This window comes from Bifidobacterium sp. LH_743 (assembly GCF_056355775.1).
In genome coordinates this window covers 153621-170615 of sequence record NZ_JBKESZ010000004.1, presented here as the reverse complement: position 1 = coordinate 170615, position 16995 = coordinate 153621, and the positions used below count along the sequence as shown (strand labels likewise).

The 16995-nt window shown below is 59.1% G+C and carries 15 protein-coding genes and 2 tRNA genes; 1 reads left to right on the top strand and 16 read right to left on the bottom strand.

The window, feature by feature from the left end; all coding sequences use genetic code 11:
- Positions 1–61: 61 nt before the first annotated feature.
- Positions 62–472, top strand: coding sequence for an ImmA/IrrE family metallo-endopeptidase (locus AC1ATL_RS07040; RefSeq protein ID WP_476569592.1), 411 nt, complete (start codon positions 62–64; stop codon positions 470–472).
- 177 nt (positions 473–649) lie between these two features.
- Here AC1ATL_RS07040 and AC1ATL_RS07035 read toward each other — a convergent pair whose 3' ends face one another.
- The 16 genes from AC1ATL_RS07035 to AC1ATL_RS06960 all read right to left on the bottom strand — a co-directional run bounded on the left by AC1ATL_RS07035 (position 650) and on the right by AC1ATL_RS06960 (position 16972).
- On the bottom strand, positions 650–1498 hold the full coding sequence (locus AC1ATL_RS07035) for a thymidylate synthase (protein WP_476569590.1): 849 nt from the start codon (positions 1496–1498) through the stop codon (positions 650–652).
- Between the two features lie 904 nt (positions 1499–2402).
- A tRNA-Asn gene (locus AC1ATL_RS07030) sits at positions 2403–2475 on the bottom strand.
- 96 nt (positions 2476–2571) lie between these two features.
- Positions 2572–3615, bottom strand: coding sequence for a tRNA (adenosine(37)-N6)-threonylcarbamoyltransferase complex transferase subunit TsaD (gene tsaD, locus AC1ATL_RS07025; RefSeq protein WP_476569588.1), 1044 nt, complete (start codon positions 3613–3615; stop codon positions 2572–2574).
- Positions 3612–4172: a ribosomal protein S18-alanine N-acetyltransferase gene (gene rimI, locus AC1ATL_RS07020; protein ID WP_476569721.1), complete on the bottom strand. Its 561-nt coding sequence runs from the start codon at positions 4170–4172 to the stop codon at positions 3612–3614. The genes tsaD and rimI overlap by 4 nt, the downstream gene beginning before the upstream one ends.
- A 10-nt stretch (positions 4173–4182) precedes the next feature.
- Positions 4183–4941, bottom strand: coding sequence for a tRNA (adenosine(37)-N6)-threonylcarbamoyltransferase complex dimerization subunit type 1 TsaB (gene tsaB, locus AC1ATL_RS07015; protein ID WP_476569586.1), 759 nt, complete (start codon positions 4939–4941; stop codon positions 4183–4185).
- 90 nt (positions 4942–5031) lie between these two features.
- Positions 5032–5604, bottom strand: coding sequence for a tRNA (adenosine(37)-N6)-threonylcarbamoyltransferase complex ATPase subunit type 1 TsaE (tsaE, locus tag AC1ATL_RS07010; RefSeq protein WP_476569584.1), 573 nt, complete (start codon positions 5602–5604; stop codon positions 5032–5034).
- The gene (gene holA / locus AC1ATL_RS07005) at positions 5601–6581 is read right to left on the bottom strand and encodes a DNA polymerase III subunit delta (RefSeq protein ID WP_476569582.1); all 981 of its coding nucleotides are present in this window, start codon (positions 6579–6581) and stop codon (positions 5601–5603) included. The genes tsaE and holA overlap by 4 nt, the downstream gene beginning before the upstream one ends.
- 41 nt (positions 6582–6622) lie before the next feature.
- The gene (locus AC1ATL_RS07000) at positions 6623–8332 is read right to left on the bottom strand and encodes a ComEC/Rec2 family competence protein (RefSeq protein WP_476569580.1); all 1710 of its coding nucleotides are present in this window, start codon (positions 8330–8332) and stop codon (positions 6623–6625) included.
- A complete protein-coding gene (locus AC1ATL_RS06995) occupies positions 8329–9087 on the bottom strand; it encodes a ComEA family DNA-binding protein (RefSeq protein WP_476569578.1) in 759 nt (252 codons plus the stop codon). The genes AC1ATL_RS07000 and AC1ATL_RS06995 overlap by 4 nt, the downstream gene beginning before the upstream one ends.
- Before the next feature lie 146 nt (positions 9088–9233).
- A complete protein-coding gene (gene leuS / locus AC1ATL_RS06990; RefSeq protein ID WP_476569576.1) occupies positions 9234–12206 on the bottom strand; it encodes a leucine--tRNA ligase in 2973 nt (990 codons plus the stop codon).
- A gap of 72 nt (positions 12207–12278) precedes the next feature.
- Positions 12279–13136 (bottom strand): transporter substrate-binding domain-containing protein, encoded by an 858-nt coding sequence (locus AC1ATL_RS06985; protein ID WP_476569574.1) that lies wholly within the window; start codon positions 13134–13136, stop codon positions 12279–12281.
- Between the two features lie 26 nt (positions 13137–13162).
- Complete coding sequence (locus tag AC1ATL_RS06980; protein ID WP_476569572.1) at positions 13163–14113, bottom strand: magnesium transporter CorA family protein; 951 nt, start codon at positions 14111–14113, stop codon at positions 13163–13165.
- A gap of 192 nt (positions 14114–14305) precedes the next feature.
- On the bottom strand, positions 14306–15142 hold the full coding sequence (locus AC1ATL_RS06975) for a histidine phosphatase family protein (protein ID WP_476569570.1): 837 nt from the start codon (positions 15140–15142) through the stop codon (positions 14306–14308).
- A 72-nt stretch (positions 15143–15214) separates the two neighbouring features.
- Entirely contained in the window at positions 15215–15418 is a 204-nt protein-coding gene (locus tag AC1ATL_RS06970) for a hypothetical protein (protein WP_476569568.1), read from the bottom strand.
- 282 nt (positions 15419–15700) lie between these two features.
- A tRNA-Ala gene (locus AC1ATL_RS06965) sits at positions 15701–15773 on the bottom strand.
- A gap of 101 nt (positions 15774–15874) precedes the next feature.
- Positions 15875–16972, bottom strand: coding sequence for a hypothetical protein (locus tag AC1ATL_RS06960; RefSeq protein WP_476569566.1), 1098 nt, complete (start codon positions 16970–16972; stop codon positions 15875–15877).
- Between the last annotated feature and the right edge of the window lie 23 nt (positions 16973–16995).

Here is a 16995-nt window from a genome sequence, read left to right as displayed (position 1 = left end):
GCGATGAATATGGCGGCGGTATTCACTCGTGATGCCGCCGCCTAATAATACGAAGGGAACAATGTCTCGAATCACCATCGACGTTTTGGAACGTCAGGCCGAAGCCATGGGGTTGAAGGTTTTGGAATCCGATATTCCCGGCACTACCTGCGGATTGTTTTGCGACCGGCTGCGGACGATTTGGCTTGCCGACTGGTTGAACGACCGGCAGAGGCTCTGCACCCTATGCCATGAGCTTGTGCACGCGAAGTACCGTGATCTCGGCTGCGGCACACGGTTCGGCGTGAAGTGCGAGCGTAGGGCGCGACGCGAGACGGCGTTGACGTTGATAAGCCCGGCCGAGTTCGCCATGGCCGAACGGACGTGGGACGGCGACACCTGGCATATGGCGGCGGAGTTGGACGTGACCATGCAGGTTCTTACGGATTACCGGCAGATTCTCAAGGATGGCTTGTTTGAGAAACGCCCATGATTCATCAACTCGCGTAATTCAACACATGTGGCGAACGCGTGGATTTTCCTTGGCATCGGCATCGTCCTGTGTGTAGTGGTCGTGCTCATCGTGGCGTCGTCGGACAGCATGATGTGACCGCATACAAAAAAAAACGGGGACATCCCTTCTATGAGGGTGTCCCCGTTTTTTTATGTATCAGACGGCCACCGGTGCCTTGATCGCGGGCCATGGGTCATAGCCGGTGAGGTGGAAGTTCTCATACGCGTAGTCGTCGATGCTGTCAGCCTTGTCGATGCTCATGTGCGGATATGGGCGCGGCTCGCGGGAGAGCTGTTCCACGACCTGCTTCAGGTGGTTCCGGTAGATGTGGGTGTCTCCGCCGACCCAGATGAATCTTCCGGGCTTGTAGCCGGTCTGCTGTGCGATCATCATGGTCAACAGTGCGTAGGATGCGATGTTGAATGGCACTCCCAAGAACATGTCGGCTGAACGCTGGTAGAGCTGGCAGTCGAGCTTGTCTCCGCGCACGTGGAATTGGAACAGGCAGTGGCATGGCGGCAGAGCCATGTCGTTGATTTGCGGCACGTTCCAGCTGCTGACGATGATGCGGCGGGAGTCCGGATTATGGCGGATGGCGTCGATGGCGTTGGCGATCTGGTCGATGCCGTCGCAGTCTCGCCATTGATGCCCGTAGATGGGTCCGAGCTGGCCGTTTTCGTCCGCCCATGCGTCCCAGATGTGTACTCCGTGCTCCTGTAGCCAATGCACGTTCGTAGAGCCTTTGAGGAACCATAGAAGCTCGTAGATGACGCCTTTGAGGAAGACCTTCTTCGTGGTGATGAGCGGGAAGGATTCGGCTAGGTCGAATTCCATGCGCGTGCCGAAGAGGGAGTATGTTCCGACGCCGGTGCGGTCGTCGGTGGGCGTGCCGTTGCGGAGCACGTCGAGGAGAAGGTTTTCGTACTGGTATTCGTCGTTCCACTTGTGGAGGTGGCGGGCTTCGGGGATGGTCCGGTTGGATTCTGCGGCGATGGCGGATGGCATTGGGGGTGTGCGGTCCTTCGTGGATTGTTTCGGGGTTTGGCGGCTGGGGAACGCCGACTGATGCGGGAGCGCCGAACGGCGGATTGTCAAGCGGCTTCGGCGTCACAGCTGCGATTTTAGCACGCGAACTTTCTTTTTGGATGTGTTAATTACGAGCGAAGCGAGTAATTAAAACATCTTTTTCTTTCTCGCAGGTCTAGTAAACTCTTAGGTCAGCTCATGTTCTTATAGGTAGACTTAATTATAAGTCGATACTTATAGGTCTACTTACTAGTATTACCGTGTTTTTTGCCGTTTTTTCGATTGTTCTTGGTGCTGAAAATGGCGTTATTCCAACGTTTTTGCGACTTGACGGGGGGTTGCGGTCACTTGCGGTCATCTGCGGTCACGCTGCGGTCACCGATGACCGCAACACGCAAAAAGCAAATCGTTGGAAAATGGCGGTTTTTATGTTACGAACATGTAACGAGATTGTTAATTCGTGTAAAGGGGGTATATTTCTGCGTGTTTTTGACACCGTGTCTACGGTATTTATGTAAACATTGTGAAGTCTCACATATTGAGACAACCATACCCTCGTACATGGTTTCGACCACGATTCGACCGTGATTCGACCTCGTTATGACCGTCATGGTCGAAAGCCGGTCGAAAGGCCATCCTCCGCATCCTCGCCGCTCATCGCCCCATGGACGCCCCTGAGCGCTGCTCTGACGGGTTTCCGGCAGCAGCCCGACCGGATGCCGCGACACGCCCGGACGGGCCTCAGAAGCCCCTCCGAAGCCTTTTCTCGGCGTGTCATGGCGAGTTTGTCTGAGAATATCAGAGAATATTCGTTTTTGACGCCCCCGAATATTCCTCCGGAACGACCTGCGAACCCTACTCCCGTAAGGGTTCGCGTCTTAAGCTCCTGCGACTGGGCTTGAACCAGTGACCGTCCGATTAACAGTCGGATGCTCTGCCAACTGAGCTACGCAGGAATGTTTCATGCACACTGTGCACAAGACAAAAATAATATGCGAAAAACGACAAAACGCAAATCCCCGCGTGTCTTGTCTGTATGCAGCGGCGAAACGTCACATGCAAATCTTCGTCAGCGGCATGGCCGAATCGATGGCGAAATCCGGGTTGGAAGGTTTGACGCCCGCCTCGACCAGATTCACGCCCAGCATGGCGACCATCGCGCCGTTGTCGGTGCACAGTTTGATTTGCGGGATGCGCACTTCGACTCCATGCGCATCTCCGAACTCCAACAGCTTGGCACGCAACTGCGAGTTCGCGGAGAAGCCTCCACCGACAATCAGGGTTTTCGAGCCGTATTGCTCACATCCTCGCATCGCCTTTTTGGCAAGCACCGTCGCAACGGAATCGGCCAAAGAGGCACATACGTCATCAACCGGAATCTCGTTGCCTTCGGCCTGCTGTTCCTCGATCCATCGCGCGACGGCTGTTTTCACGCCGGAAAAACTGAAATCATAGGGATGCTGCTGACCGGCCTTGCCTTGCGTGAGTCCCTGCGGGACCTTGATGGCGTGCGGGTCGCCCAACTGCGCATGACGGTCGATGTGCGGACCGCCCGGATACGGGAATCCAAGCAGCCGCGCGACCTTGTCGAAGCATTCGCCGGCCGCGTCGTCAAGCGTGGTGCCCACCACGTCGATATGTCGTGCCACGTCCTCGACGTGCAACAGCGAGGTGTGTCCTCCGGATACGATCAAGGCGAGCGTGTCCTTGGGGAACGGACCGAACTGCAGCTGTGTCACGGCGATATGCCCTATCACATGGTTGATGCCGTAGATCGGCTTGTTCGCGGCCCAAGCCAACGATTTGGCGCCGGACACGCCAACGGCGAGACAGCCGGCGAGACCAGGGCCGGCCGACACCGCAATCGCGTCGACGTCGGACAACGTCATATCGGCGTCGGCAAGCGCCTTGGACACGCATGGAACGAAGGCTTCGGCGTGCGCGCGGGAAGCGATTTCCGGAATTACGCCTCCGTAGCGAGCGTGTTCGTCCATGGAGGACGCGACGACGTTGGATATCAGGGTGCGTCCCCTTACTATGGCCGCCGCCGTTTCGTCACAGGTCGATTCGATGCCGAGTACGATTGGTTCGCTCATTGCTGCTCCGTCATATGTTCTTCTGAAGTGTGTTCCATTGCCGCATCCGTCTCCGGATGATGCGTCGCGCTGAAGCCGACGACACGTGGCTCCAAATCAAGACTCATGGTGTACGCGTCGATTCCCTCGGGCTGATAATAGCGCTTGCGCAACCCCATTCTGGTGAAGCCGAATCGTTCGTACAGCGCCAGCGCGGGCGCGTTGTCAACGCGCACTTCCAGTAGCATGCGTTTGGCGCCCTGTCTGCGGGCCGAGCCGACAAGCGATTCGAGCAGTGATGCCGCTATCCCCCGTCGCTGGAAAGGCCTACCTACGCCAATCGTCATGATTTCGGCGTCGTCCCCGTCATACCAGTATCCGGCGTATCCGCGAATGATGGGATTCTCCGAATTCGCACTGTCGTCTTCGATATCTATCAGGTACACGCGCGCAGAGGCATGGAATTCCTGTCGGACGGATTCCTCGCTCCACGCGCCGCGCCCGAACAGGTCGGTTTCCAAAGCCGCGATCTGCGTGATGGCGGCTTCTTCGGGAATCTGCGATTGATTGACGATCATATGCGGGCCGTCATTCCGTTCGTTCGGCACCGGCATGGTTGAGCACATGCTTGAGAGGATTCGGCACGGACACGTCGGGACGACGCAGATACAGCGGTTCGACGGGCGTCAGCTTGGACAACGCCTGCTCTCTGGTCGCGAAGGCGGCGAAACGGGACAGTCCATCCGCGCCCTCATCGAGCAGCGCATGATCATCCACCTCGCCAAGCGCATCGATCGCTTCCCAGGATTTCGCGTATTTGACCGCGCCATGGCCGACGATGTCGATTGCATACGGCTTGCCCGTTTCGGGAAACTTCGTCAAAGCGTCATTGACGCGCGCGGCGATGGAATCCGGATAGTCGATGTCCATGTCGATGAGCGCGTCCGGAACATTCATGTCGTTTTCCACGTCATACAGCGCGAAATACAGTTGTCTGCGTCGCGCGTCATTCACGGCGAGCGTCAGATGGCGACGACCATCCTCCGGATTCGGATGTGCAAGAATCTGAGGCGAAAGCACGTCCTGACCGACCAACTGCGCGCCGGTGGCAAAAGCCAACGCCTTGGCAGCGACGATTCCGGCCCTGAGACCGGTGAATGGCGCGGGACCGACGCCGACGACGATGCGGGTGATGTCCGACGCCTCCAGTCCAGCCTGTTCTACGGCTCTCGCAATGTTCACCTGCAGTTTCTCGACGTGGGTGCGCGAATCCGTCTCGACGATCGGCTCATGCCCGACCACGCCGACGGTCGAACCGTACGAGGTGTCAATCACCAGTGTCTGCATATGCTCAAAACTCCTTGTGCCAAACTGTCCACTACTGTACAACCGGCGTTGGAATCCGCCTGCAGCGCATGCTGGTGGCATATGGACTTGTCAACGTGTGCCTGCGGTGAAATCGAACGAATCCCAAGAGGATCCCACCGGTACCAGCGTCACCGTGCGCGCGCCCGCGCTGGTCAATTCGCCATCCGTATCCATGGCAGGCGTGTTCAACGGTCTTTCGATATGGATTTCAAGACGTTCCGGAGCCAAGGCGGCCACCATCTGCTCGCCCCACTCCATCAGAATGACGGTGTTCTCGCCGGGATCCTCCAATTCCTCATCCAGACCCAGTGACTCCAATTCGTCCAACAGACGTCCGACCGCATCCTGGCCGGGCGCGTAGGCGTTGCCTCCAAGTCGGTAGGCGTCGACATGCACCAGATGGGCCGGTGAACCGTCCGCGAACCGTCCCTCAAGCTCACGTGCGATGGTGAAAGTCGGCGAGACGATGGGCTCGCCAATGCCGAGTCCCGCGCCGAAACCCTGCGCGAATGTGGTCTTTCCCGCTCCAAGCGGGCCGGACAGCAGCAGCACGTCTCCGCCATGCGTAAGTCTGGCGACGCGCTCCCCCAATGTTCGCATGTCCTCGCCGGTCGCGGCTGTGATGGTGATGGTGTTGCTCATGCGGCACGTCCTTTACGGCTGATCAGTTCGATGGACCGTTCCAAAGCATAGACCGGGTCCGAACCATTCGTCTTGCTCTGCTCGTCGGCCCAGGCAAGTGTTTGGATGCAGGCGCTCATACCGCTTGACGTCCATCCGGAAAGCTGGCGCGTGGCGTTTTTCAGCACCCACGGATTCGTTTTTGCCTCGGCGGTGGAAATGGTGCCGGCGCGTACGGCCGAAGCCTTAGCCATTGTGCGCAGCTTCATGGCGAGTGCTCCGATGAGCGCGATCGGTGCGGTACCCTGTTCAATGGATGAGCGCATGGCGATGATGGCGTCGGCGGTGCGTCCCGCCAGTGCGAGGTCTGCCACACGGAATCCGTCGACTTGGGGATTGGAGGTGAGGTACTGGTTGACTCGATCGATGGTCATGGGATTGTCGTCGAAGTCGAAGCAGAGCTGATCGACCATGGCTGCGAGTTCGCCGGTCCGGTCTCCCAATACCGCCACCAGCTGTTGCGCCGCCATCGGATCGACGCGGCGTTTGCGTCGTTCGAAGCATTGCATGGTGAAGTTGAGTTTGGCTTCCGGTTTTTTGAGGTCCGCGACGGCGTCCTTGTATGCTCCGGCTTTGGCGAGCTGATCGACCAGACGTTTGCCTTTCATGCCGCCTTCATGCTGGCAGATGACGATGCTCGCGTCCGTGGGCTGTTTGCAGGCTTGCTTGCAGTAGGCGACCATGGCATCTCCCAGCTTCTCGTCGGCGTTCTGCAGGTTGGAAACGATGACGATGGACCGGTCCGCCAACAGCGACGGGCTTACCGCCTCGTCGAAGGCGTAATGGTCGACGCCGGATGCGTCGAGTTCGATGGTCTCCGCGTCGGGATACCGGCGTTGCGCCTCGTGCTTGAGATCACGTACCGTCCGGTCGTTCAGGTACGGGTCTCCTCCGCATACGAGGTGGAAGGGCGTGTTTGCTGCGGATGGTTTCGGCATACTGTTCAATCTCGCCGTATCGGTGGACAAAATGGATGGACCTATTGTTCCCATTGCAGATCGCGCAATGCTTTCCTAGTGCGTTCACTCCACATACGCAGTCGCTCCACGGGATTGATGATGAGTCGTTTCCCGGGCAGGTCGGGTTCCTGGATGATCATCGCGGCGAGAATCCGGTGCATGGTGATGGCCGTCAGGACGCATATGGTTTCCACAGCGCAGATGAGTGCCGCTCCTTTGATTCCTCCGGCCCAAGGGATCGTCGCCTGTTCTCCGGATCCCAGATGGAGCGCGGTCAGTTCCATGACCGAAGTGCCCCAGGACGCCACACGGGCCAGTTGCAGACCCAGCCAGGGAATGAGCCATGAGATTGTCAGGCTCGCCAGACCGGCCAGTGTGGCGAAACCCACGAATGGAGCCACCATCAGATTGGCAGGTACGGAGAATATTGGCAATTCCGGCTCGATGAGCACTTGGATCGGCAAGGTGAACACTTGCGCCGAAATGGTCATGGACATGGCTTCGGCGATGAACCGTGGCATGACCGGCATCATCCATGCGTTGAGCGTTCCAGCGAACAGCACGATGCCGAGCACCGCGGCGCAGGACAGGGCGAATCCGAAGCTTTGCGACATCTGCGGGCATGCCATCAGCATGACCAATGTGGTCCAGCTCAATGATGCCATCGCCTGTCCCCGTCTGCCCAGAAACAGGCATGCCGCCCCAGACAGACCCATCATCAGCGCCCTGGACACCGAATCCGACGGGAACACACACGCCGACAGCATGACGTACGCGGAGGCCACCAGCAGTGCGGAGACTCGGCGCGGAGCAAGGAAAAACGAGCAGACGCCGCGGACCAATGCGGCGACCACGGCCAGATGGCCACCACTGACCGCCATGAGATGCACGATTCCCGATCGACGGAACGCATCCTCGACCTGCGCCGCATATGTGGAGTCGATGCCGACGCCGTCTCCTTCGACCGGAACATAATCCTGCCCAAGGATGCCCAAAGTCAATCCCGGGACCAGTACCTTTCCTTGGTCGGATAGCTGCGCGGTCTGCGTGAGGAATGCCTGCTGCATCGTATCGATGACGCGCATCGGCATGCTGGGCGATCTGATTCGTCCAATCAGCACGGCGTCGGTCAGCCATAATGGCATGGCGCCATATTCCGCCTCGGAGATGGTGCCCGAGACTTCGTATATGCCGCTTTGTCTGAGCTTGCCGCATTCGGGTCGGTCCGCATATACGCGTATTCGTGCCGAACTATTCTGCTGGATACCGTCGATGGTGATGGACATGGTGCGCGCGTCGAGGCGGCAATCATTCGAACGCCGATCGGAGCTGACGGCCGGCGATGTGGCACGTATGACCGTGATGACGTCGGCTTCTCCTTTCGCTACCGCTCTGGAAGCGGGGTCGCGCCATTGCAGCAGATCGTATGCCAAGGCGCAGGACGCGCATGTGATCGCTGCGACCGCGCATATAGTGACGCTCGCATGCCAGACGGACAGCCAACGTCGGAGAGGCTCGGATAGTCGCAGAAACGTCAGTCCCGATACGGCAACGACCGGCACCATGCCGATGACGGCGATCGGTAGCAATCCCAATGTGCCGTCATGGTCCATGCAATAGCCAAAACCGGTATGGGCGGCAAGACTCGCCGCCCAACCGCACAACGCGGCCGGAAGCAGCCGCCAATCACGGCTTCCACGCTCCCTGTCCAGATAGTCGCCGCCGCTCATCGCACGCACGCCTGGTCGCGGAATTTCTCCAGGGTCTTCGTGCCGATGCCTTTGACCTCCAGCAACTGGTCGACGCTATCGAAGCGGCCGATTCGCGTCCGATGGTCGAGGATACGTTGCGCAGTGACCGGTCCGATGCCTTTGAGCGTCTGCAGTTCTTCCAGACCGGCCGTGTTGATGTCGATTTGGTTCGATTGAGGTTGCGACGGCTCGGCTGGCGTCTCTTGCGGTTCCTGTGTGGACTGAGTTTGCTGCGGGGTCTGTTGGACTGTCTCCTGACCAGCCTGTTGCGATTGCCGTTGCTTTGACTGTTCCTGCGATTGCGTGGTCTGGTTTCGTTGCATCGCGCCATAATGCGTGGCCTGCTGTACCAGCATGGTCAGGCTCGCGCATAACGCGCACGACAGTGCGAGGATGGCGATGAGCGCGTGGAATGGCCGGAACGCCAGTCGCGGCCTGTCCCGTTTCGGCCGTTCCATGTCATCTGTGCCATCCGTCGGTCTGACTCCGGTAAGCTCCTCCAATGTCGGCTTCGCGCCATGCGACGTCCGCTCGGGAACGGCATGTTCCATGAGGTCGGATGGTTCGTTCGGTTTCTCCGTTTGCGGTGGGCCGGCAAAAGCATCACGCCGAACCACGTTTTCAGGAAGACTGAGTCCACGTAGCCGCATTGCGGTAAGCGGCACGTCCACGTCGCCATTCGCCGCGCGGGCGACTTGGATGAAACGCTTGGAACGAAAAACAAATGTGCCCATGCATCCAAATTGGAGGATGCATGGGCACATTGTCCAGCCGGAACGGCCCCTGTGGTCAGAGAACGTGAGTTATCCACATGTCCGGTGTGTCGCCAGATGCCGGAAGGCCTCACTTCTCCCTGGAGGGGTGGTCGGCGAACGGAATGTCACTCCGCGGGGACGATGGAGACGATCTTCGGGGCCTTGACGATGACCTTGCGCGGCTCCTTGCCGCCCAGACGGTCGGCCACGGCCTCAAGCGCCATCTTCTCCAATTCTTTCGGATCAATATCCGGGGAGACCTCGAGCTTGGCACGGACCTTGCCCTTGATCTGCACGACCGCGGTGACGGAATCCTGGCCAACGTAGCGCTCATCGGCCTTCGGCCAATCCGCATGTGCCAAGGATTCGGTATGTCCAAGCCTGCTCCACAGCTCCTCGCAGATGTGCGGGGCAATCGGGGAAAGCATCAGAATCAACGGTTCGACCGCAGCGCGCGGAACGCTCTTGAGACCGGTCAGATGATTGTTGAGTACGATGAGCTTGGCGATGGCCGTGTTCGGACGCATGGCCTCCATTTCCACGGTCACGTCGGCGATCGTGTTGTTGAGCAGTTTCAGCGTCTTCGTGTCGAGCTCGCCGTCGGTGACGCGTACTTCACCGGTGGTCTCGTCGATGACGTTGCGCCACAGACGCTGCAGGAATCGCATGGAGCCGATCACGTTGCGGGTGTTCCACGGACGGGATTCGGCCAGCGGACCCATGCCCATCTCATAGAGGCGGAAGGTGTCGGCGCCGTAGTTCTCGTACATGTCGTCCGGCGTGATGATGTTCTTCAGGCTCTTGCCCATCTTGCCGAATTCGCGATTGGCGTGCTGACCGTTCCAAGTGAACGTCGGCTCGCCGTTGGCGTCGGCTGGACCTTCCACCACTTCGGCGGCAGGCACGTACTGGCCACGGTCGTCGGTGTAGGCGTACGCCTGGATCATACCCTGGTTGAACAGTTTGTGGAAGGGCTCCATGGAGTCGACATAACCGAGATCGAACAGCACCTTGTGCCAGAAACGGGAGTACAGCAGGTGCAGCACCGCATGCTCGACGCCACCGATGTACAGGTCCACGCCACCCGACTTACCGGCGGTCTTGTTGTGGTTAGGCCCCATCCAGTAGTCGAACTCGTCCTTCTCCACCATGTGCTTGGTGTCGGTCGGGTCGAGATAGCGCATGTAGTACCAGCAGGAGCCGGCCCAGTTCGGCATGGTGTTGGTGTCGCGGTAATAGGTCTTCTTGCCATCGCCCAGATCGAGCTCCACTTTGACCCAATCCTCGTTACGGCTCAGCGGCGCCTCCGGGTTGGATTCGGCGTCATCCGGATCGAATGTCTTCGGACTGTAATCCGGCACGTCGGGCAGATTGATCGGCAGCTGATCGTCGGGCAGCAGGTGCGGGGTTCCGTCCTCGCCATAGACGATCGGGAACGGCTCGCCCCAATAACGCTGGCGGCTGAACAGCCAGTCGCGCAGACGGTAGCTGACGGTGCCCTTGCCAACGCCGGCGGATTCAAGCCATGCGTTGACCTTGTCGATGGCCTCGTCCACGCGCAGACCATCGAGGCTCAGGGCGTCGCCCTTGGCCTTGGTGGCATCAGTGGAGGAGTTGATAACGATGCCGTCATGGGAGACGAACGGCGCCTTGCCTTCGTAGTTGGCGAGGTCGTCACCGGATTCCGGAAGTGGTTTGACGGTGTAGATGACCGGCAGTCCGAATTTGACGGCGAAGTCGTAATCGCGCTGGTCTCCACCCGGCACGGCCATGATGGCGCCGGTGCCGTAATCCATGAGCACGTAGTCCGCGGTGAACAGCGGCAGTTTGGCTCCGGTAATCGGATTGACGGCGTACAGGCCGGTGAACAGACCGGTCTTCTCCCCCGCCTCGTCCACACGGTCCTTGGCAGTCTTGGCTTCGGCGGCCAAGCGGTAGGCCTTCACGGCCTCGACTGGAGTGTCATAGCCGCCCTTCCAATCCTCGGGGGTATCGGAAGGCCATGCGGCGGGCACATGCTCGAGCAGATGATGCTCAGGGGACACTACGGCGAAAGTGGTGCCGAAAAGCGTGTCGGGGCGGGTGGTGTAGATCTCCATGTCCTTGACACCATCCGGGGTCTCGACCTTGAAATGCACGGAAGCGCCGTGGGACTCGCCAATCCAGTTGCGCTGCATGAGTTTGACCTTCTCAGGCCAGTCGATGGTGTCGAGATCCTCGATCAGACGGTGGCCGTACGCGGTGATGCGCATGGACCATTGACGCAGCTCGCGCTGGAACACTGGGAAGTTGCCACGTTCGGACTTGCCTTCGGCGGTGACCTCCTCATTGGCGAGCACAGTGCCCAGGCCCGGACACCAATTGACCGGCGACTTGGAGATGTAGGCGAGGCGGAAGTCGTTGAGCACATCGGCCTGTTCGGCTTCGGTCAGATCGGACCACGCCTTGCCTTCGAAGCCCGGGATGGCGCGCTTGCCGGATTCGAACTGCTCGATCAGCGTGCTAATCGGTCGGGCGCAACCCTTGGAACCGGAAGGATTCGTAGCTTCCTCGTCATACCACGCGTCGTAGATGCGGGAGAAGATCCACTGGGTCCAACGAACATAACCAGGATCAATGGTGGCGAAGGAACGACGGTTGTCAAAGCTCAGGCCCATGCGGTGCAGCTGGCGGCGCATGTTGGCGATGTTCTGCTCGGTGGTGATGCGCGGATGCTGACCGGTCTGGACGGCATACTGCTCGGCCGGCAGACCGAACGCATCATAACCCATGGCGTGCAGCACGTTCTCGCCCTTCATGCGATGGTAGCGGCTGACCACATCGGTGGCCAAGTAGCCCAGCGGATGGCCGACGTGCAGACCCTTGCCGGACGGATATGGGAACATGTCCATCGCGAAGTAGGACGGGCGGCCTTCGGCATTGCGGCCCTTGCCATCCTTCAGATCGCCGTTGACGTTGGCGGCCCAGAAGGTGCCTTCATCGTCCCAGATCTTCTGCCATTTCTCTTCGATGCCCTGCGCCAGCTTCGCATTGTAGCGGAACGACGGTTCAGCGGATTCGTTCGACTGCGCCTGCGCGCTTTTCTCGGTGTCACTCATAATGCATGAAATTAGCCGCGCAACTGGACACTTCGCAAGGAATCAACCACTATTCAGGCGTGTGCGGTCCCGTTATTTTTCCGATGGCATGGATGAATCGGAGGAGGAATCCTTGGCCGATGCCGTTGGAGGATTCGTCTTCGCGTCAGGAACGTATCCGATCATTCCGTTCATGTCATCGACGGCCCGTTGCCATGAACCGTCCTTCACCATCGCCCGCAACGCGGCATCGATTTGCCCCACCAGTTCGCTTTGCCCCGATTTGACGGCAATACCGTAGGACCATTCAACGTCGGAGATGTCAACGATCCTCAAATGATCACCCGTATTGTTGGCCGCCAGACCGGTCGCGATCGCATCATCCGTCGCAATCGCATCGGCCTCGCCGATCATCAGCGCCGTCACACACTGCGGATATGTGCCACGTTCCCGTACGACCGCATGCTCAGCGCGGTCGCGGATATCGCGCGCGGCCGCGCTGCCGGTGACCGCACATACTGTTTTCCCGGACAGGTCATCAGGCCCCTTGATTGTGGACGAATCACTAGAGCGTACCAGCAAAGCCTCATGCACGGTCAGATACGGCCCCGCAACATCAGCCTCGCCATCGTGGACCCCATCGGTGGAGAAGGAATCCACAATCATGTCGACGGTACCGTCGGCGAGCGACGTGGCTCTCACGGCCGGTGTCACCTGTTTGAACACGATTTGCTTTTCCGCGTATCCCAAAGTCTTCGCCACATATTTGGCGATATCGATGTCAAAACCGGAATATTCGCCTCCATGCAGCCAACCAAGCCCCGGCTGGTCGGCCGCAACGCCGATTGCGATCGTCGGTCCTTGTGCCGCGCCCTTGGTCACCACGGAAACCGACGTGCCGCAACCTCCCATGCCGATTGCCAGCAACACCGCGCCTGCTGCCGCGGCCACACGATGAATTCTTCCGCCCATACGCATCACTTGAACATACGGGAACGGGTGAGGAACCAGGTGACGATCGCGGAGATGACCACAGAGATTCCGATGACGACCGCGAAGCCCCAAGGCTTGTCCGTCAATGGCATGCCAAGCATGCCATGCTGGAAGTTCATGCCGTACATCGAGAAGATCAGGGTCGGAATGGACAGCGTGATGGAGATGATGGTGAAGATGCGCATCACGTTGTTCAGATTGTTCGACACAATCGATGCGAACGCGTCGGTCATGTTGGCGAGAACGCCGCTGTAGATGTTGGCCATCTCGATGGCCTGCTTGTTTTCGGTGATGACGTCGTCGAGCAGATCCTCATCCTCCGGATACTGCTTGAGCCGCGGCAACGTGGTCAGCTTCTCCATGACGATCTCGTTCGATTTGAGCGACGTGGTGAAGTAGACCAATGTCTTGCTCAGCTCCAGCAGCATGAGGATTTCGCGGTTCTGCATGGAGTGGCGCAGCTTGAGTTCGAGTTTGTCGCTTTCCCGGTCGATGATGCGCAGGTAGCGCAAATACATGGTGGCGTTGCGGTACAGGATCTGCAGAATGAACCGTGTCTTCATATACGTGTTGAAGCCGCGGATGGTGCCTTCCATAAACGGATGTAGCACGGGAGTGTCCTGCATGCAGACGGTGATGATGGCCGATTGGGTGATGATAATCGACAGCGGGATGGTCTCGTACCAGTCGCGGCCTCCCCGCTCCTCCACCGTCGGAATGTCCACGATGATCATCGTGTAATCGTCCTCGACGTCGACACGCGAACGTTCCTCGTCATCCAGCGGGGCACGCAGGTCGGCCAGATCGATGCCGGTCTCCATGGACACATTGGCGAGTTCCACGTCAGTGGGTTCCGAAAGACACAACCAGGAGCCGTTCTCAGGTTTTTGAATCCGCTCCACCTGGCCGTTAATCGTTCTGAACATTCTCAACATGTCTCTCACCCGCCTTTCGCGCTTTCCAACGTTCTATCGCTGTACGGAAGCCCGGATGCCGTACAGCGCGCTGCACGGTCGGGCAAACAACCTTATCAAGGATAGTCCCACCGCGAGAATTCGCCGCGTGAACGGCGATGATTTCATCAAGCGTTCACCTTGCGACCCGGTTTGGGCGAATGTCGGCGCCGTCTATTGAATGATTGGTTTCCACGGCTGCATGTCAGGTGCGCGCAACGATTCCGGCCCGTTCTCCCAATCCGCCGTCGCCGCGATGGCCGGGCCTTGGTTGAACTCCTCCAGTTTCCAGGTGCGGCGCGTCGGATCGACGGGATTGTAGTGAGGGGTCATGCGTGTCCAGAAGGCGTTGCGCATGGCACCGACATTGTTGAGATCGTCTGGATCCATGTCGAGCAGAACCGCCACGGTGGCGACGATCCATGATCCATGGCCGACAAGCAGCAGCGTGGTCGGATGCTCGTCGTCATCATGCGTGGCGACGATGTCCTGTACGGCTTCGGCGCCACGACGTCCGGTGTGGACGCGGCTTTCCACGCCATGCTTGGTTTCGCCTCCGGTATGGGCCCGCCAGGAGCGATAGTCGTCGGCATAACGTTCGCAGATCTCCTCGCGTGTCATGCCCTCCCATTCGCCGAAGCTACGTTCCCGCAGACGAGGATCGGATTCCACGTCGAGTCCCATGAGGTCGGCGAAGGCGTGCGCAGTCTGCCTCGCGCGGAACAGATCCGAGGAGACGACGATCATGCGGCGGCCGGCGGCGGGCGCGTTGTTAATCTCGTCGAGACTGGCGAGATGGGCGCCCTCGTAGGAAGGCTGCGCGAGTTGTTCGTTATGTTCGGCGAGATGCGCGACCTTCGCCCAATAATAGGTTTTGGCGAGTTCGTATGCGCTTTGGTCCGCCTGCCATCGGCCGACGATGTCGAGAGGGATGTCGATCTGCCCCTGCAGACGTCTGGCAAGATTGTAGGCGGTGCGTCCATGGCGCAGGAAGAGTACTTCGTCAATCATGGCTTTCATTGTATCCGCACGTTTTACCGTCCGCCGGCTTTCTCTTTGCTCCTTGTCTCTTTTTGCCGGCTTTTAGCAATCGGATGCCTGGCACATGCGCAGCAGCAGGATTCCTCCGGCGAGCAACGCGACAGCGGTAGCGACGACCACGGCCAGCATTTCTCCGCCCGTCAGGATCATCGCGCATGCCGCGGCCAGGATGCATGCCAGTATTGTGGACAGAACTGCCGGCAGCATCGTTCGACGGCTGATTGAGGATGGGGATGTTATATTCATGTTCCCTCTTTCGCTTTGCTTCTGGACAATCGCCTTCGATTGTCCGTAGAGACAGCATGGCAGGAATCGGTATGATCCGCCACCGGTTCTGGCTGATTTGTGGATAAGTGGATGAATGGCTCTTATCCACAGCCATCCACAATGGGGGTGGCATGCCGCGGCGGATTGCTGGAGCTGGCAGCAAAAAGCCGATCTTGACGGCGATAAAGATAGGTGTCCCACCGTCGGTTTCGGATTGAAGTACGAAAAAAGGCTTCCGAATCATCGGAAGCCTTCCTGTAGTGGAGCTAAGGGGATTCGAACCCCTGACCCTCTCCATGCCATGGAGATGCGCTACCAGCTGCGCCATAGCCCCGTGTCTGCTCTGCAAACCTTGACTAAGATACAACACAGAGCAGAATCATGCAATCCTCGGCGTGTCGCATAGGGATGGATGCCTTGGATATGCCGTGACGGCTAGTTCGTGGAGCCGGTTCCACTACCGGATGTGTCGGACGAAGTGCCGCTGGAGGTCTGGGAACCGGTCTGCGACTGGTTCTGACTTGTGTCCGTCGAACCATTCGAGCTGCTCGACGAGCCGGTGCCCTGTCCGGAATCGGTGGATGGGGTCGATCCGTCTGACGGCTGATTGGAATCCGTGGATGTATCCGTCTTGTTCGAATTGCTTGTGTCGGTTTTAGTGGACGAACCGGAATCGGTGGTGGTCGAACCGGTGCTGCCAGTCGAGGAGTCCGTCTTCTTGCTGGCGTCCTTCCCGCTGTTCTTGGTGGGGGTTTGGGTCGTGTCTTCGTCGGTGTCGGTCGCACCGGATTGGTCCTGTGTGCCATCCTGCGCGCCATCGCCGGTACCGTAGGTGGAATCGTCGTCATCGTCATCTGACGGCGTCTGCTTGCTGTTGTTGACTACGTCGCGGACCACGGTGTCGGTTCCGTGTCCGCCGGTGAACGCCAGAATCAATCCTGCGCTCACGGCCACGCCGATCAGGGCGCTGATGACGGCGATGACAATTGGAGCGTATTTGCCATGCAGCCAGGCGTTAAGCGCGGCTCGGCGACCGGCATGCTGGTTTTGTCCATTGGGATGTCCACTGGCAGCGTCTTTCGGAAGCAGGTGCGTTTCACGGCCGTCGGCCTGCGCGGAGGAGATGACTCGGCCGGACGCAGGCATCGTCCTAGTCGTGTCATCGTCACCTGCGGACAGTATCTGCGTTTGATCCGCATCGACTGCGGACATTGCGGTGGTCTTATCGCCTTCGGATGTGGCGGGTGCGATCACCGTGGTGGCGTCGTCTTCCTTTCTATCCTTGTCCTTCGCGTCTGCCTCATCGTTTTTGTCGCCGCCCACGAACGGCACGGCGCTTTGCAGCTTCTCCCCCGAAGCCTTGAGCACGTTCTTATACACCTGCGTCGCCACGGCGGACACGATGGAGCCTGCCGCGACACCGATGACCGATCCCGCGATGCCAATCTTCGCGGAAAGCAGGAACGACGTCACCGCGGCGAGAGCGCCCGCGAAAATCGACGAGAATGATATTCCCTTGAAAAAATTCCTCACAATCCAAGACGGTAGCTGATTGC

Excerpts from the sequence above, each read along its gene's own strand:
- AC1ATL_RS07040 (WP_476569592.1), top strand. The coding sequence starts at position 62 with ATGTCTCGAATCACCATCGACGTTTTGGAACGTCAGGCCGAAGCCATG.
- AC1ATL_RS07035 (WP_476569590.1), bottom strand. The coding sequence starts at position 1,498 with ATGCCATCCGCCATCGCCGCAGAATCCAACCGGACCATCCCCGAAGCC.
- tsaD (WP_476569588.1), bottom strand. The coding sequence starts at position 3,615 with ATGAGCGAACCAATCGTACTCGGCATCGAATCGACCTGTGACGAAACG.
- rimI (WP_476569721.1), bottom strand. The coding sequence starts at position 4,172 with ATGATCGTCAATCAATCGCAGATTCCCGAAGAAGCCGCCATCACGCAG.
- tsaB (WP_476569586.1), bottom strand. The coding sequence starts at position 4,941 with ATGCAGACACTGGTGATTGACACCTCGTACGGTTCGACCGTCGGCGTG.
- tsaE (WP_476569584.1), bottom strand. The coding sequence starts at position 5,604 with ATGAGCAACACCATCACCATCACAGCCGCGACCGGCGAGGACATGCGA.
- holA (WP_476569582.1), bottom strand. The coding sequence starts at position 6,581 with ATGCCGAAACCATCCGCAGCAAACACGCCCTTCCACCTCGTATGCGGA.
- AC1ATL_RS07000 (WP_476569580.1), bottom strand. The coding sequence starts at position 8,332 with ATGAGCGGCGGCGACTATCTGGACAGGGAGCGTGGAAGCCGTGATTGG.
- AC1ATL_RS06995 (WP_476569578.1), bottom strand. The coding sequence starts at position 9,087 with ATGGGCACATTTGTTTTTCGTTCCAAGCGTTTCATCCAAGTCGCCCGC.
- leuS (WP_476569576.1), bottom strand. The coding sequence starts at position 12,206 with ATGAGTGACACCGAGAAAAGCGCGCAGGCGCAGTCGAACGAATCCGCT.
- AC1ATL_RS06980 (WP_476569572.1), bottom strand. The coding sequence starts at position 14,113 with ATGTTGAGAATGTTCAGAACGATTAACGGCCAGGTGGAGCGGATTCAA.
- AC1ATL_RS06975 (WP_476569570.1), bottom strand. The coding sequence starts at position 15,142 with ATGATTGACGAAGTACTCTTCCTGCGCCATGGACGCACCGCCTACAAT.
- AC1ATL_RS06970 (WP_476569568.1), bottom strand. The coding sequence starts at position 15,418 with ATGAATATAACATCCCCATCCTCAATCAGCCGTCGAACGATGCTGCCG.